Here is a 15,043-nt window from a genome sequence, read left to right on the forward strand (position 1 = left end):
TTTACACTCTGAACCGTCGATGTCACGCCCTGCGACGAAGGGATGCGGTGCCGTGGACTTCTCTCGCGTCGCACTGACCGACGACGACCAGCGCTTCCGGCAGGAGCTGCGCGACTTCCTCGCCCGCCACGTCACCGACGACGTGCGGCGCCGCGACCGTCTCACCGGCGACAACTTCGACGAGGGTCTCCATGTCGCGATGGGTGACGCCGGCTACCTGCGCGGCGACTGGACACCGGCCGGCGCGGGCGGCTTCAGCGCGGTGCGCCGACGCATCCTCGACCTCGAGCTCGGCCGGGCGCATGCGCCGTGGTTTCACTGGCCGACGACGGCGATGGTCGCCACGAGCGTCGCCCGGTTCGGTTCTCCGGACCTGCGCGAGGACGTGCTGCCCGGCGTGCTGCGCGGCGAGACCCGGATGTGCCTCGGCTTCACCGAACCCGACGGCGGATCCGACGTCGCCACCTGCAAGACCCGCGCGGTCCGCGACGGCGACGACTGGCTCATCAACGGCGCGAAGATGTTCACCTCGAACGCCCACCACAGCCGGTACGTCTTCCTGCTGACCAACACCGACCCCGCCGCGCCCAAGCATCGCAACCTGACGATGTTCCTGGTGCCGCTCGACAGCCCGGGCATCGAGATCCAGGGCCTCCGGACCGTCGACGGCGACCGGACCAACATCGTGTACTACACCGACGTCCGGGTTCCCGACCGCTACCGGCTCGGCGAGGTCAACGGCGGCTGGACGGTGCTGCGCGGCGCCCTCAACGCCGAACACGGCGTCGTCGAGCGGGATGCGCAGGGCCTGCAGCGGCTCGCGACCATGACCGAGCAGGTGCAGCTGTTGGCGGAGGCGCTGGACACCGCCGCGGGCATCCTCGGCACCCCGGCGGGCGACGGTCACCGCCGCGTCGACGACGGCTCGGTGGCCTATCGGCTGGGCCGCGCCGTCGCACGGACCGAGGCGGCGCTGTCCACCGCGGGCATGTTCGGTCGGGTGGCGATCGCGACGACCATGCGGGAGGTGGCGCCTGAGCTCATGAACCTGTTGGGCGCCGCGGCGGCCCTGCCGACCGACACCGCGGGTGCGGTCGACGACGGCGCCGCCGAGTACGTGTTCCGGCTGGCGGTGCCGACCGGCATCTACGGCGGCACCCTGGAGGTGTTCCGCAACATGATCGCCGAGCACGTCCTCGGGCTGGGTCGCCCCGCGTACGCCGCCCCGACCACCCGTCAGGCGTCGCAGCCGCAGGCCGCCGGATCCGCCGACGGCAGCTCGGCGAGCACGTCGACCCGGGTGGCGTCGAAGCTGAGCAGGCCCTTGATCGGCAGTGATTCCGGCAGCGGATCGTCGTAGCTCCACGCCGCGTCCTCGACGGTCACGCCGCCGACCGCCACGGCGTAGTAGGTGGCCCAGCCCTTGTAGTTGCAGTAGGTGCTGGTGGCGGTGGGTTGCAGCAGGTCGGCACGCACCTGCGCCGGGTCGACGTAGAGCCGTGGCGCCAGGCTGGTCTCGAACAGGATGACCGTGTCGGTGGTGTCGACCAGCAGCGTGCCCGCCGCGCTCACCCGCAAGCCGCGCCGCGTCGGCCGGCAATCCACCCGGTGATAGGGGTTCGGCGGATAGTGCACCAGTTCGCGGCCCTCCTCGAGCCAGCTGTCGACGGCGTCCCAGGGCACCGCGGCGTAACCCGGCGCCTCGGCGACCGGCGTGCTCGGCAGGTCGGCCACCACGTCGGACGGGAACGCGTAGGTGAGCGGACTGCCGCGGCGGTGCACGAGCAGCGCGGCCTCCGTGTCGATGACCGGTCGGCCGTCGCGCAGCGCCTGCACGCGGCGCGGGTGCGGCTCGACGAACACCGCATCACGCGCCAGGGGCGGGCTGAACCAGCCCAGGGGGTCGGCGCTCAGGGGGCCGCGACCGGCGGTCAGCGTCATCGCACACTCCTCGCATCGGCGACCAGACCGAGTTTACGAAAGACGTGCGCGGTGTCACGTCGAGCGGCGGTGACCGCCGCACCTGACCGGGCTACCGCGCCGCGGGCGTCTACGGTTGACGCCGGAACCACCGACGGACGGACGGACGGAAGGACCTCGCGACGTGCTGACCCACGCCCTGGTGGTGGCCGCCGCCTTGCTCGCCGCGGTGTTCGCGGCCGTCGGGATCGTGGTGCGGCAGCGAGCGACCCTGGATGTGCCCGCCGACAAGGGCGTGAGCGCCACGATGTTCCGCTCCCTGCTGCGCAGCAAGCTCTGGTGGGCGGGCACCGGCTCCGCGGTGGCGGGCTACGCCTTCCAGGCGTTGGCGCTGGCGTACGGCTCGCTGATCCTGGTGCAGCCGCTCCTGGTGTCGGCGCTGCTGTTCGCCCTCCCGCTCAGCGCGCGCCTGAGCAACCGCGCGGTGACGCGGGTGGACTGGGCGTGGGCGGGGCTGCTGACCATCTCGTTGGCGGTGTTCGTGCTCGTCGCGCGCACCGAACCCGGCGACTACGAGGTGTCGCTGCGAGCGTTGTTCACCGCCGTGGTGCTCTGCTCGGCGTTCGTGGTCGGCTGTGTGGCGCTGGCGCTGCGGGCCGACGGCTGGATCCGCGCCGAGCTGCTCGCGATCGCCGTCGGCGTGCTGTTCGGGGCGATCGCGGTGCTCACCAAGATCGTCATGCACGCCGTCACGTCCGGCAGCGGGCTGGGCTGGCTGATCACGCCGGCCCTACCGGTGCTGCTGTGTGCCTCGGTGATCGGCACGCTGCTGCAGCAGTCGGCGTTCCATGCCGGGAAGCTGCAGGCGTCGGTCCCGACGATGCTGGTGCTCGAGCCGGTGGTCGCCGTCGGGCTGGGTGCGCTGATGCTCGGCGAACACCTGATCTTCGAAGGGCTGCAGCCGATCGTGCTGGGAGCCACGATCGCCGCGATGACCGCCGCCACCATCGCCCTCGGCTGGGGTGAGGGCGCGCACGAGGAGCGGCTGGAGGCGATAGTGGAGAAGCGCAGCTAGCCGGCGGCGCGGACGGCCACGTCCTTGGCCCAGCGGTAATCGGCCTTACCCGCCGGTGAGCGGGTCACCTTGTCGGTGCGGATGAACGCCTTGGGGATCTTGTAACGGGCGATGCGGCTGCGGCACACCTCGACGAGCTCGTCGTCGGACGCCGTGGCGCCGTCGGCGAACTGCACGATGGCGACGACCTCGCTGCCCCAGCGTTCGCTGGGCCGGCCGACCACCACCACGTCGTACACCGCGGGATGGGCGGCGATGGCGCGTTCGACCTCCTCGACGAAGATCTTCTCGCCGCCGGAGTTGACGGTCACCGAGTCGCGGCCGAGCAGCGTGATGCGGCCGTCGTCGAGGATGACCGCGCGGTCACCGGGTACCGACCACCGTTCGCCGTCGATCACCGGAAACGTCCGGGCGGTCTTCGCGGCGTCGCCGAGGTAGCCGAGCGGGATGAGGTGGCGCCGGGCGAGCCAGCCCTCACCCTCGCCGGGCCGCAGTACCCGGCTGAAATCCTCGGCGACGACCGCGGTGTCGGAGCCAGGGGTGAAGGTGGCGGTGGCCGGCGGTGCGCCGCTGGCCGCGACGGTGTTCATCTGCATGCCGGACTCCGATGCGCCCACCGCGTCGATCAACATGATGTGGGGGAGCGCGGCGAGTATCCGCTCGCGCACCGTCGGCGACAGCGGGGCTCCGCCGTTGCTGATGGTGATGAGCCCGGACAGGTCGTAGTCGCCGCGCTCGATCTCGTCGACCAGCGGCCGGGCGATGGCGTCGCCGACGACCGGGATGCTCATCACCCGCTCCCGCTCGGCGAGCCGCAGCACCTCGGCCGGCCGCAGCCGCTCGACGTCGTCGGGGATGACGAGCCGGCCGCCCATGGTGATCGCGTGGAAGGCCGCCCACTGCGCGGCGCCGTGCATGAACGGCGGGATCATCAGCAGCGACATGGCCCCGCCGCCCTGCCGGGCTTGCTCGGCGATGGCGTCGTAACTCTCGTGCGCCTGTTCGCTGCCGAACGGCCGGCCGCCCATGGAGGACACGAAGATGTCGTGCTGGCGCCAGAGCACCCCTTTGGGCATGCCGGTGGTGCCGCCGGTGTAGAGGATGAACAGGTCGTCGGGGCGGGCGTCGGGAAGTCCGCCGGCCGGCGGCGGCGTCGTCACGATCGACTCGTAGTCGACGGCCCCCGGCAGCAGCGCGTTGCCGGAGCCGTCGGCGACCTGGATCAACACCTCCAGCTGCGGAAGCTGGTCGCGGACGGCCGCCACCCGGGGCGCGAACTCCGCGTTGTACACCAGCGCGCGGGCGCGCGAGTCGGTCAGCAGGTAGCGCAGTTCCTCTTCGACGTAGCGGTAGCTGACGTTGAAGGGCGCGACCCGGGCGCGATACCCGGCGATCATCGCCTCGAGGTACTCGTTGCCGTTGCGCAGGTAGAGCCCGACGTGGTCCTGGCCGGACTCGTGGCCCGCGAGCTGGTCGCGCTCGGTGTGGCAGCCCAGCCCGCGCGACGCCAGGTAGCGCGCCACGCCGTCGACCCGCGCGTCGACCTCGGCGTAACTGAGCCGGCGGTCGCGCCACACGATGAACGGCTGGTCTGCGACGGCGCGCGCGACCGCGGCGAACACCCCGGACAGCGTGAAACCGGTGCTCATGCGCCTCCTGACGTCCTGCTGGCCGATCACATTAGTTGACACGCTGTGAGCTATGGCGGCGGCGGGTCCGTTTGGCGATGACGGCCGTGGGCAATACGACGCACGATCGGTCGCAACCAACAGGAAGGCAGCGGGCAATGGCGGACAACAGCGCACCCCAGGAAGCAGTCCGGGGCGTCGTCGAAGGCGTGAAGGGCGCGGCGAAGGAGGCGATCGGCAAGGTCACCGGCCGCGAGGACCTGCAGCGTGAGGGCCAGGCGCAGCAGGACAAGGCCGACGCCCAGCGCTCCGCCGCCGCACGCGAGGTGGAGGCCGAGTCGGCCCGCGCCGCCGCCAAGGCCGCCGAGGAGCGGGAAAAGGCGGAGCAGCAGTAGGCGACACCGCGGGGATGCGCCCGCGGCGGTTCAGGCCGGCGCGGGTGTCTCGGTGCGCGGCAGTGGGCGTCTTGCCGTCTCCCGCATGGTGAGCACCGTCAGCAGCGTGACGACCGCCGCGACGACGAGGTAGTACGACGGCGCGACGTCGCTGCCGGTCTGATCGACCAGCCAGGTCGCGATGTACGGAGTGGTGCCGCCGAAGAGCGCGATCGAGGTGTTGTAGCCGATCGAGTAGCCGCTGTAGCGCAGGCGGGTGGAGAAGAGTTCGGCGCCGGCGGCCAGCGAGGCGGAGACGAACACCGACTCGATGGCCGCCAGCCCGACGTGGCCGGCGACCGCCGCGGCCAGCGACCCGGAGGTGAGCAGCAAGAAAATCGGATAGCTGAAGACCGCGAACATCGCCGAGCCGGCAAGCAGCAGCGGGCGGCGGCCGATCCGGTCCGACAACGCCCCCAGCGGGAGGATGAGGATCAGCGCGACCACGCTGGCCAGCGACACCGAGAAGAAGGCGTCGGTCTTGCTGTACCCGAGCGTCTCGGTGAAGTAGGTCGGCAGGAACGTGAAGACGACGTAGTAGCCGACGTTGTGGACGACGACCAGGCCGCCGATCTGCAGGATGGGCCGCCACGCCGTGGTGACGGCCTCCTTGAGCGGCGACGGCGCGACGTCGCCCGATTCGCGCAGCGCCTCGAACTCCGGGGTGTCGCGCAGCTTGAGCCGGATGTAGAGCCCGACACCGCCGAGCAGCCCCGCCATGAGGAACGGGATCCGCCAGCCGTAGGAGTTCATCGCGTCGTCGGACAGCCGCGCCTCCAGCAGCGTCACGGTGATCGCGCCGAGCAGGAACCCCACCACGACCGACCACACCAGGAACGCGACGATGAACCCTCGCCGCTGGTCGGGCGCGAACTCCGCGAGGTAGCAGGCGCCGCCGCCGTACTCGCCGCCGGCCGAGAAGCCCTGCAGGCAGCGCAGCAGCACCAGCAGGACCGGGGCGGCGACGCCGACGGCGGCGTAGGTGGGCAGCAGCCCGATCGCCAGCGTCGATCCCGACATCAGCAGGATGACCAGCGCCAGCACCCGTTGCCGCCCGATACGGTCGCCCAGCGGGCCGAACACATAACCGCCGAGCGGCCGCATGAAGAACGCCGCGGCGAACACGGCGAACGTGCTCAGCAGCGACGCCGTCTCGTGCTGCGAGGGAAAGAACTTGGCGGCGACGTAGGTGGCCAGGAACCCGTAGATCGCGAAGTCGAACCATTCGACGGCGTTGCCGATCGCGGCGCCCGTCACCGCGCGGCGCATCGTGGCGGCGTCGGGCTCCTCGCGGCCGACGCCCTGCGTGTCCGTCCGATCAGTCATGGGCGGGGGATACCCATCCCGGCGGCGCCGCCACGTTTGAGCTGGGTGAAGACGGGTTACGCCCGCAGACATGGCCAGCCTCGGTGGGATCGCGGAAGGCGTGCTCCAGTCGGCCCGGGAGCGGTTGACGTCCCGGGTGCCCCGCGCCGACCTCGATCAACGTGATCCTGATTACATCCGCGACCAGTTGACCGGGCTCTGGTTGCTGGCGTCGCTGTATTTCCGGGCCGACGTCCGCGGCATGGAGCGCATCCCCAAGGAGGGCCCGGTGCTGCTGGTCGGCAACCACAGCGGTGGGAACCTGCCGCCGGACACCTTCGTCTTCACCCTGGCATTCAGCTCGTACTTCGGCGTCGAGCGGCCGTTCTACCAGCTCGCGCACAACCTTGTGGTGTCGATGCCGGGGCTCGGGTCGCTGCGCAAGTTCGGCACCGTCGCGGCCAATCACGACAACGCGCGACTGGCGCTGCAGTCGGGGGCCGCGCTGCTGGTGTACCCCGGCGGCGACTACGAGGTGTTCCGCCCGTCGTGGGAGCGCCACAAGGTCGACTTCGGCGGCCGCAAGGGGTACGTCAAGCTCGCTCGGGAAGCCGGCGTGCCGATCGTTCCGGTCGCCGCCGTCGGCGGTCAGGAAGCGGCGCTGTTCTTGGACCGCGGCCAGTGGCTGGCGAAGCTGCTGAGGGTGGACAAGCTGGCGCGGCTCAAGAGCGTGCCGATCCTGTTGGCGCCGCCGTGGGGGCTGGCGATCAGCGACATGGTGCCGCGGCTTCCGCTGCCCACGAAGATCGTCATCGAGGTGCAGGACCCGATCGACGCCGACGACATCGCCAACAGCGACGACGACGTCATCAACGATAAGGTGCTCGCCAGTTTGCAGGCCGCGGTGGACCGGCTGGCGGCGGAGCGACGTTTCCCGGTGATCGGCTGATCGTGAGACCTTGCGCGAAGGAGAGGGATTCCTGATGCTCGTCGAACGCCGGCTCGTCATGAAGGCCAGCCCCGAAGCGATCTGGAAGACCGTCTCCAATCCCGACTCCTATCCGGACTTCATGGCGAACTTGGAGCGCTGGGAGACGATGAGCGAGGGACCCGCCGGCATCGGCTCCCGCTACACCGTGCACTGGAAGGTGGGCTCGGCGCCCGTCGGCGGTGTCGTCGAAGTGGTCGAGTTCGACGAGCCGCGCGATCTGGCCTGGACCAGCATCACCGGTGTGACGCAGCGGGGCCGCTTCCGGCTGCGCAGTCAGGGCGATCGCGGCACCTGTGTCACCTTCCGGCTGTCCTACCAGGCGCCGGGCGGGCTCCTCGGGGTGATCGCCGACTGGCTCGCCGCGCGTGAAGTGGGCCGCGTACTCGCGCTGAGCCTGCGCAACCTGCGCGAGATCGTCGAGCACTAACTCGCTCGCTAGCGGGTCGACGGCCGTTGCCGGATGCGGATCGGGCCGCGCCACGGGCCGTCGGGGTCCACGGGCTCGCCGCCCTGGGTGATGTCGACCGAGCCGGCGCGGGCGAGGTCGGCGGCGGCCTCGCGGGCCGGGGCCATCAATTCGCGCCAGGAGTCGCCGCCCACCGCGCGGGCGGCATCGGACGGGCAGATGCTGCTGCCGGGTCCGCGGTGCAGGACGAGCGCGCGGATCGCGTCGGGCAACCGGGCGGCCGGGGGTCCGTCTCCCAATGCGGCGGCGGCGAAGGCCGCGGCCGGACCGTCCGAGCCGGCGGCGCGCTGCAGTTCTCGTCGTGGCGTCATCGGCGACGTCGGCGATGCGGGCCCCGGAGAGGTTCCGCGGCCCGCATCGCGCGGTTCGTCAGCCCTGGCGGGGGCGGCTGCCGCCGGTGGGTCCCGGCGAGTTCAGCGCGCCGGTGCCGGAGTGGACGGCGTCTCGGCCCAGCAGCACGCCGAGCGCGATCATGCCGATGGCCAGCACCAGGTGCAGCCAGTTGTCGGCGGTGTTCAGCGGCACGAAGTTGGCGCTGGTGTCCTTGTTGGCGACCGCCAGGCCGTAGAGGAACAGCACCAGGTAGATGGCGCCGCCGACGATCAGGAAATTCTTGGCGCCCTTGAAGGTCCGCGCCAGCGCCAGCCCGGCGGCACCGAACAGCAGGTGCACGATGTTGTGCAGGATCGACACGTGGAAGATGCCGAGCAGGTGGGCGTCGGAGCCGTCGCCGAGGAACGTGATGCCGCCGACGTCCTTGGTGATGCCCGGGATGAACCCGAGGATCCCGACGAGCAGGAAGGTGGCGGCCACGGCAAGCGCCGCCGTCTGCACAGGGGTGCGGTGTGCGTACGAACCGCCACGCACATCGCCCGGTCTCGCTGTTGTCATGTCAGGCCCTTTCGAGAAATGTGGCGCCGACGGTCAACCGTCCGCGGGGCCGAAATACCCCGACGGGCGGCAGGCAAACCTGCGACGCTCGCCGTCAGCCGGCCGATCGGCCGGACCGCGCGGGCACGGTGGAGCCGCGATCTTCGCTGGTCAGCGGCGGCGCGGGCCGGTGTCGGCGCCACCAACGGCGAATCATCGTCACGAGATAGGTCACCGAGACACCGACGACCAGCGACGTGAGCACCCCGGGAAGTGGGTGGCCGTCGAACAGCGCATACACCTGGAAGTGCGTGAGGTAGGTGTACAGCGATGCCTCGGCCAGCGCGCCGGCGACCACCGCGACACCCGCCGGGCACCGGATCGCCGGAACCCAGATCAGCAGCAGCAGCCCGGCACCGACGATGACCGCCCGCTGCAGCTCGTCGAAGTAGCCGACGAGGCAGGTCAGCAGGACGGCGCTAACCAGCACGCGCTGCCAGTGGCTGGTCGCCTTGGATGCGGCCCAGCCGACGGCGAAGAACCAGCCCGCCAGCATCGTGAACCAGGCGCCGTACCCCAGGTGCAGCCCGAGGACGTCGTAACGCAGCGCGACCGCGACCGCCAGCGCGACGAGCGCGAACCCGAACGGGCGCCGCCGCTCCCAGCGGTCGGCGACGGGCATCCACAGCACGGCGGCCAGCAGCAGCAGTGTCCAGACGAGCACTTCGACGAACCACAGCCGGCCCGCCGTCATGCTGTCGTGCGGGCCGAGGAACTTGTTGGCCAGCAGCAGGTTCGACAGCTGGTAGTCGTCGGTGACGACGAGCGCGACGGCCACCCAGGCCACCGCGGGCCCGGCGATCCAGCCGATCGTGGCCCGCAGGTGGCGCAGCCGACTGCGCCGCGGCAGCGGGGTCAGGCAGAACCGGCCGAAGTTGTAGCCCGCCACGCCGAGCAGGATGTGGGCGCCGCCCCAGACCTCGGCCAGCTCCGCATGCGAGACGACGATCAGCACGATGGCGGCCGCGCGGAGCACGACGCTGGTCTCGCAGCTCGTCCGGAACCGGGACCGGGGCCGGCGGTGACGCTGCAGGTCTGACACCGGCAGCCGCGGCCAATCGGTCGGAAGCGCACCGAGCAGCCGTTCGAGGCGGACCGACATCGCCACGTAGGACAGCGAATTGCCGCCTAGTGCCACGAACGTGCTCCCAGGCGTCACGACGGCGCGGGGTAGGTGCAGCACCTCGGCGAACAGCTCGGCGATGTCGTCGGACGGCGCCGCTGCTGCTGCGGGTGCCGCGGCGGCGAGCGCGGCGACGCGCGGGTAGTCGGGCTTTCCGGACGGCAGCCGCGGCAGGTCCGGCACCGGGGCCACCAGCACCGCCGCGGCCGGGACGCCGGCGACACGGGCGGCAGTCTCCCGGACGGCGCCGGTATCGCATTCCCCGGCCACCGCAACGCACAGCGCGTCGTCGGTTCCGGCGCACAGTGCGGGCATGCCGTGGGCGGCCAACGCGTTCTCGACCCGCTGCAGGTCGACGCGCAACCCGAAGAGCTTCGCGAACCGGTTGGCACGGCCGACGATCTCGTACAGCCCGTCGTCGCCGCGGCGGGCGATGTCACCGGTGCGCAGTTCGTCGACGAGCCGCCCCGACGCCAGATCGGCCGGGCCGTCGGCGTAGCCCATCATCACGTTCGGCCCGGCGTAGACCAGCTCGCCGGTGTCGGCCGGCCAGTCGGGCAGCGGGGCTAGGCGGAAGCGGCCGCCGGGGATGGGCCGGCCGATCGCCTGCGGCCGGCGGCGGGCGAGTTCGGGCGGCAGGTAGGCCATCCGCGCCGTCGCCTCGGTGGCGCCGTACATCACCACCAACTGCCAGCCGTGCCGCTCACCGACCTCGGCCCACCGCTGCACCCGGTCGGCGGGCAGTCGGCCGCCGGCCTGCGTGAGGTAGCGCAGCCGCGGGGTCGCCGACCCGTCGAAGCCGATGCGCTCCAGCAGTTCGAAGGTGTAGGGGACACCGGGGAAGGTGGTGCCGCCGGCGGCGGTGAACACCTGCCAGAAGTCGTCGTCGACGACGGAGAGCTCGGTGAGGATCAGGCCCCCGCCCCGCAGCAGATGGCTGTGCACCACCGACAGCCCGTAGCAGTAGGACATCGGCAGCGTCGTCGCCGCGCGGTCGGACGCCCGGATGTCGAGGTACTCGGCGATGGCGGCGGCGTTGGCGATCAGGTTCTGCCGCGACAGCCGCACCATCTTCGCCGAGCCGGTGCTGCCCGACGTGCTCAGCAGCAGGCGCAGGTCGGGATGCGGCCGGTGCGCGCTGTGGCGGCGCCGCAGCTCGAAGCGGCCGGCCACGACGACCGCGTCGGGATCGTAGGTGGCGACGACGGCGGCGTGGTCGCCGTCGGCGGGGACCGGCATGACCACGTGACCGCCGTCCAGCGCCGCGAGGTAGGCCGTCAGCGTCGCGATGTCGTTGCGGCCCGGCAGCATCACCAGCCGCCGTTCGCCGCCGATGGTGTCCGCCGCGGTGGCGACCCGGTCGGCCAGGTCGCGGTAGCTCAGGATGGCGTCGGCGGTGAACACCGCCGGGGCCGCCGCGAAGCGGTGCAGGTGATCGATCACCTCACCCATCGCGTCACCCCATCCCGGCGGCCGAGGCCTCGTCGGAGACGACGACCCCGCTGCCGCGCACCTCGATCCGGACCTTCGCGTCGACCGGCGGGGCGTCGATGCTGGCCTGCCGGATGGTGACGGGCGATTCCCCGCCGTGGGGGGTGACGGTGAGTAGCACGTCGGAGCCCAGGAACTCGGCGGCGACGACGGTGCCCGTGCCGGCCTCGCGGTCGGTGTCGGCGACCTCGATGGCGGTGAGCTGCTCGGGGCGCAGCAGCACCGTGGCCGCACCGCGGTGCCCCCCGGGGACGGGGATGCGACCGAGCACGGTGTCGGCCACGCCGCCGCCGACCTGACCGGCGAGGAAGACGCATTCGCCCAGGAATTCGGCGGTGCGGCGGTCGGCGGGTTCGCGATACACCTGCTGCGGGGTGCCGACCTGCACGAACGCGCCGTCGCGCATCACGGCCACCTGGTCGGCGATGGCGAACGCCTCCTCCTGATCGTGGGTGACCAGCAGCGCGGTGACGCCGGCTTCGGCGAGCGTGCGGGCGACGGTCTTGCGGGTGGCGGCCCGCAGCCCGGTGTCCAGTGCGCTGAACGGCTCATCGAGCAACATCAGCTTCGGCTGGCGCGCCAGCGCTCGGGCGAGCGCAACCCGCTGCTGTTGGCCGCCGGAGAGCTCGTGCGGGCGCCGCGCGGCGAAGGACGCGTCGAGCGACACCATGTCGAGCAGTTCGGCCACCCGGGCCCCGGTGGCCGCGCCGCCGCCCCGCAGGCCGTAGGCGATGTTCTGCCCGGCCGTCAGGTGCGGGAAGAGAGCGCCGTCCTGCGCGACGTAGCCGACCCCGCGGCGGTGCGGCGCGACGGCCGAACGCGGCCCGGCCACCTCGCGACCGGCGATGCGCACGGTGCCGGCGTCGGGCTTCTCGAACCCCGCGACGACCCGCAGCAGGGTGGTCTTGCCGCAGCCCGATGCGCCGACGACCGCCGTGATGGTGCCGGCCGGCACGGCGAGGTCGACGCCGGCCAGCACGCGGTGGTCGCCGAACCACTTGAGCAGCCCGTCGACCTGCAGCACATCGGTCATCGGTCGCTCACCCCCGCCTCGCGCGTCGACTGGTGCAGCAGCACCAGCGTCACCGGGATCGCCAGCACGACCATCACCAGCGCGTACGGCGCGGCGGCCGCGTAGTCGAGTTCACTGCTGAAGGTCCAGAACTTCATCGCCAGGGTGTCGGTGCCGGTGGGCGCCAACAGCAGCGTCGCCGTCAGCTCGGTGGCCACCGCGACGAAGACCAGCGAGGCGCCGGCCGCGGCGGCGGGCGCCGCGAGCCGCAGCGTCACCCGCAGGAACGTCTCGGCGGCGGTGGCGCCGAGCGACCGCGACGCCTCCTCCAGCCCGATCGGCACCTGCGCGAGGCCCGAGCGAACGCTGACCAGCGCGCGGGGCAGGAACATCAGCACGTAGGCCGCGACCACGATGCCCACCGTCTGGTAGAGCGGGGGTGCCCACCGGATGGCCACGGTGACCAGTGCCAGCGCGATGACGATGCCGGGCAGCGAGCTGGTGACGAAGTTGGCGCCCTCGACCAGACGCGCCAGCGGACCGCGATGCCGCACCGCGACCCAGGCGACGGGGAACGCCATCGCCGTCGCGACACCGGCCGCGGTCGCCGCGAGCACCAGCGTCTGCGCCAGGGCCGATCCGACCGCCGCCGGCTCCCACACCGCACGTCCGCCCAGCACCAGCCAGCGCGCCAGCGTCCAGACCGGCACTCCGAGGGCCAGCGCCGCGAGCCCGGCGGCCGCGGCCAGTGCGGGCAACCGCCAGCGGCCCAGCGCGACGACGGTCGCGGCGCGCGCCGCCCCGGAGCCGATGCGCGCATAGCGGGCACCGCCGCGCACCACCGCCTCGACGAGCAGCAGCGCCAGGCAGCACAGCACCAGCACACCGGCGAGCATGCTCCCGGCGGCACCGTCGAACGTGGCCTGGAACTGCTGGAAGATCGCGGTGGTGAAGGTGTCGAAGCGCAACATCGCAAAGGCGCCGTATTCGGCCATCAGGTGCAGCGCGATGAGCAGCGCCGCGCCGAGAATGGCCAGCCGCAGCTGCGGCAGCACGATGCGGAGGAACACCGCACCCGGACCCGACCCCAGCGTGCGCCCGGACTCCTCCACCGCGGGGTCGAGCCGCCGCAGCGCCGCGAGCGCGGGCAGGTATGCGAGCGGGAAGTACGACAGCGTCGCGACGACGACTCCGCCGACGAGCCCGTGCAGCGACGGCACGACGCTCACCCAGGCGTAGCTGTTGACGAACGCCGGAACGGCCAGCGGCGCCACGAACAGCGGGCGCCACCAGCGCCGCCCCGGCAGGTCGGTGCGCTCGACGAGCCACGCCGCGCCGACGCCGAGGGCCAGGCACAGCGGCACCGTCACGGCGATGAGGGCGGCGGTGTTGGTCAGCAGCTCGGCCACCCGCGGCCGGAAGATCAGCGCGACGGCGCGGTCGGTGCCCGTGGTGGCGACCGCCCACCCGATGTAGCCGAGCGGGATCAGCGTCGCCGCCACCAGCACGGTCACGGTCACCGTCACGACCGGCCCCGCTCGGGCGGCCCGCGCCGGTGCGCGCGGCCGGGTGAGCGGCGGGGCGACCACTTAGAGCAGTCCCGCCTGCGTCATCAGCTCGGTCACCTTGGCCTCGTCGAGCGAGGAGGGGTTGACCGCCGGCGCCTGCAGCTGGTCGAGCGGCACCAGCGCCGGGTTCGCCGGAACCCCGCTGCCGACCGGGTATTCGAAGGAGGTGCCCTGCTGCAGGATCTCCTGACCGGCCCGGCCGGTGATGAACCGCACGAATTGCTGCGCCTGCTCCTTCTTGTCGCTGCTCTGCAGCACGCCGGCGCCGGAGATGCTGACGAACGCGCCCGGGTCCTCGTTGCGGAAGTAGTGCAGCGCGGTGTTGCCGCTGATCTCCTTAGTCTTCGCCTGATCGCGGAACCAGTAGTAGTGGTAGATGACGCCGCCGTCGACCTCGCCGCTGTTGACGGCCTTCAGCGTGGCGATGTTGTCCTGGTAGGCCACCGCGCCGCCCTTCATCGCAGCCAGCCATTCGGCGGTCGCGGCCTCGCCCCGCAGTTCCAGCAGTGCGGCGACGATCGCCTGGAAGTCGGCCTTCGTCGGCGGCGCGCCCCAACGCCCCTTCCACTGCGGGTTCTGCAGGTCCAGCAACGATTTGGGCAGCTGCTCGGGCCGCAGCTTCGTGGTGTTGTAGACGAACACCGTGGTGCGGGCCGCCGCGCCGGTCCACTTGTTGGTGGCGGGCCGGTACTGCGCCGGAACCTGCGCGACGGTGTCGTCGTCGAGCGTCGCGAACAGGCCGGCCCGCTCGACGGCCGCCATGGCCGGCGAATTCTCGGTGAGGAACACGTCCGCCGGCGACGACGAGCCCTCCGCGACCAGCTGGTTGCCGAGCTCGGTGTCGTCGCCCTTGCGGTAGGCGACCTTGATGCCGGTTTCTGCGGTGAACGCGTCGATCCACTCCTTGACCAGCGATTCGTGCTGGGCGGCGTAGACCAGCAGTTCGTCGCCGCCGTCTTTCGACGAGCACGCCCCGAGCCCGAGCGTCATGACCAGTCCCAGCACGGCTGTCGCCGCTGCCCACCGTGCCCGCATCGCCTGTGTCCTTCCGGCGCCCGAAGTGCGCTTAGCCAAGTCTTACCTAAAAGAAGATACCCGGC

General features: G+C 71.8%; 13 protein-coding genes and 1 pseudogene. 5 read left to right on the forward strand and 9 right to left on the reverse strand.

The genetic code is table 11. From position 1 onward, the window contains the following. Positions 1-52: 52 nt before the first annotated feature. Positions 53-1,219, forward strand: a pseudogene (locus LV457_RS12760) (acyl-CoA dehydrogenase family protein); the annotation flags it as partial. A gap of 17 nt (positions 1,220-1,236) precedes the next feature. Here LV457_RS12760 and LV457_RS12765 read toward each other — a convergent pair. After that, positions 1,237-1,941: a DUF427 domain-containing protein gene (locus tag LV457_RS12765; protein ID WP_232171550.1), complete on the reverse strand. Its 705-nt coding sequence runs from the start codon at positions 1,939-1,941 to the stop codon at positions 1,237-1,239. 163 nt (positions 1,942-2,104) lie between these two features. On the opposite strand from LV457_RS12765, the gene LV457_RS12770 reads away from it, so the two are divergent. Then, positions 2,105-2,995, forward strand: a complete 891-nt coding sequence (locus LV457_RS12770; RefSeq protein ID WP_232171551.1) for a DMT family transporter — start codon at positions 2,105-2,107, stop codon at positions 2,993-2,995. Here the strand turns inward: LV457_RS12770 and LV457_RS12775 are convergent. Then, on the reverse strand, positions 2,992-4,644 hold the full coding sequence (locus tag LV457_RS12775) for an acyl-CoA synthetase (RefSeq protein ID WP_232171552.1): 1,653 nt from the start codon (positions 4,642-4,644) through the stop codon (positions 2,992-2,994). The two genes, LV457_RS12770 and LV457_RS12775, sit on opposite strands and share 4 nt — an antisense overlap. A 137-nt stretch (positions 4,645-4,781) precedes the next feature. Here LV457_RS12775 and LV457_RS12780 point away from each other — a divergent pair, with 137 nt between their 5' ends. Continuing rightward, entirely contained in the window at positions 4,782-5,018 is a 237-nt protein-coding gene (locus tag LV457_RS12780) for a CsbD family protein (protein ID WP_232171553.1), read from the forward strand. 30 nt (positions 5,019-5,048) lie between these two features. Here LV457_RS12780 and LV457_RS12785 read toward each other — a convergent pair whose 3' ends face one another. Continuing rightward, positions 5,049-6,383: an MFS transporter gene (locus tag LV457_RS12785; RefSeq protein WP_232171554.1), complete on the reverse strand. Its 1,335-nt coding sequence runs from the start codon at positions 6,381-6,383 to the stop codon at positions 5,049-5,051. A gap of 70 nt (positions 6,384-6,453) precedes the next feature. On the opposite strand from LV457_RS12785, the gene LV457_RS12790 reads away from it, so the two are divergent. After that, positions 6,454-7,311 (forward strand): lysophospholipid acyltransferase family protein, encoded by an 858-nt coding sequence (locus tag LV457_RS12790; protein ID WP_232171555.1) that lies wholly within the window; start codon positions 6,454-6,456, stop codon positions 7,309-7,311. Between the two features lie 34 nt (positions 7,312-7,345). Continuing rightward, on the forward strand, positions 7,346-7,780 hold the full coding sequence (locus tag LV457_RS12795; protein ID WP_232171556.1) for an SRPBCC family protein: 435 nt from the start codon (positions 7,346-7,348) through the stop codon (positions 7,778-7,780). A gap of 8 nt (positions 7,781-7,788) precedes the next feature. Here the strand turns inward: LV457_RS12795 and LV457_RS12800 are convergent, their stop codons facing one another. The 6 genes from LV457_RS12800 to LV457_RS12825 form a co-directional block, all read right to left on the reverse strand. Next, positions 7,789-8,130 (reverse strand): DUF3253 domain-containing protein, encoded by a 342-nt coding sequence (locus LV457_RS12800; protein ID WP_232171557.1) that lies wholly within the window; start codon positions 8,128-8,130, stop codon positions 7,789-7,791. Between the two features lie 58 nt (positions 8,131-8,188). Continuing rightward, a complete protein-coding gene (locus tag LV457_RS12805; protein ID WP_232171558.1) occupies positions 8,189-8,710 on the reverse strand; it encodes a DUF4383 domain-containing protein in 522 nt (173 codons plus the stop codon). A 94-nt stretch (positions 8,711-8,804) separates the two neighbouring features. Continuing rightward, positions 8,805-11,324 (reverse strand): AMP-binding protein, encoded by a 2,520-nt coding sequence (locus LV457_RS12810; RefSeq protein ID WP_232171559.1) that lies wholly within the window; start codon positions 11,322-11,324, stop codon positions 8,805-8,807. 4 nt (positions 11,325-11,328) lie between these two features. After that, positions 11,329-12,396: an ABC transporter ATP-binding protein gene (locus LV457_RS12815; RefSeq protein WP_232171560.1), complete on the reverse strand. Its 1,068-nt coding sequence runs from the start codon at positions 12,394-12,396 to the stop codon at positions 11,329-11,331. Further along, complete coding sequence (locus LV457_RS12820; RefSeq protein ID WP_232171561.1) at positions 12,393-13,964, reverse strand: iron ABC transporter permease; 1,572 nt, start codon at positions 13,962-13,964, stop codon at positions 12,393-12,395. Before LV457_RS12820 ends, LV457_RS12815 begins: the two co-directional genes overlap by 4 nt. Continuing rightward, the gene (locus LV457_RS12825; RefSeq protein WP_232171562.1) at positions 13,965-14,978 is read right to left on the reverse strand and encodes an iron ABC transporter substrate-binding protein; all 1,014 of its coding nucleotides are present in this window, start codon (positions 14,976-14,978) and stop codon (positions 13,965-13,967) included. Between the last annotated feature and the right edge of the window lie 65 nt (positions 14,979-15,043).

Origin of the sequence: Mycobacterium sp. MYCO198283 (assembly GCF_021213805.1) — a bacterium.
In the GTDB taxonomy this organism is placed as follows: domain Bacteria; phylum Actinomycetota; class Actinomycetes; order Mycobacteriales; family Mycobacteriaceae; genus Mycobacterium.

What these genes read in the sequence shown, in the direction of transcription:
- LV457_RS12765 (WP_232171550.1), bottom strand. Translation starts at nt 1,941, where the DNA reads ATGACGCTGACCGCCGGTCGCGGCCCCCTGAGCGCCGACCCCCTGGGC.
- LV457_RS12775 (WP_232171552.1), bottom strand. Translation starts at nt 4,644, where the DNA reads ATGAGCACCGGTTTCACGCTGTCCGGGGTGTTCGCCGCGGTCGCGCGC.
- LV457_RS12780 (WP_232171553.1), top strand. Translation starts at nt 4,782, where the DNA reads ATGGCGGACAACAGCGCACCCCAGGAAGCAGTCCGGGGCGTCGTCGAA.
- LV457_RS12785 (WP_232171554.1), bottom strand. Translation starts at nt 6,383, where the DNA reads ATGACTGATCGGACGGACACGCAGGGCGTCGGCCGCGAGGAGCCCGAC.
- LV457_RS12790 (WP_232171555.1), top strand. Translation starts at nt 6,454, where the DNA reads ATGGCCAGCCTCGGTGGGATCGCGGAAGGCGTGCTCCAGTCGGCCCGG.
- LV457_RS12795 (WP_232171556.1), top strand. Translation starts at nt 7,346, where the DNA reads ATGCTCGTCGAACGCCGGCTCGTCATGAAGGCCAGCCCCGAAGCGATC.
- LV457_RS12800 (WP_232171557.1), bottom strand. Translation starts at nt 8,130, where the DNA reads ATGACGCCACGACGAGAACTGCAGCGCGCCGCCGGCTCGGACGGTCCG.
- LV457_RS12805 (WP_232171558.1), bottom strand. Translation starts at nt 8,710, where the DNA reads ATGACAACAGCGAGACCGGGCGATGTGCGTGGCGGTTCGTACGCACAC.
- LV457_RS12810 (WP_232171559.1), bottom strand. Translation starts at nt 11,324, where the DNA reads ATGGGTGAGGTGATCGATCACCTGCACCGCTTCGCGGCGGCCCCGGCG.
- LV457_RS12815 (WP_232171560.1), bottom strand. Translation starts at nt 12,396, where the DNA reads ATGACCGATGTGCTGCAGGTCGACGGGCTGCTCAAGTGGTTCGGCGAC.
- LV457_RS12825 (WP_232171562.1), bottom strand. Translation starts at nt 14,978, where the DNA reads ATGCGGGCACGGTGGGCAGCGGCGACAGCCGTGCTGGGACTGGTCATG.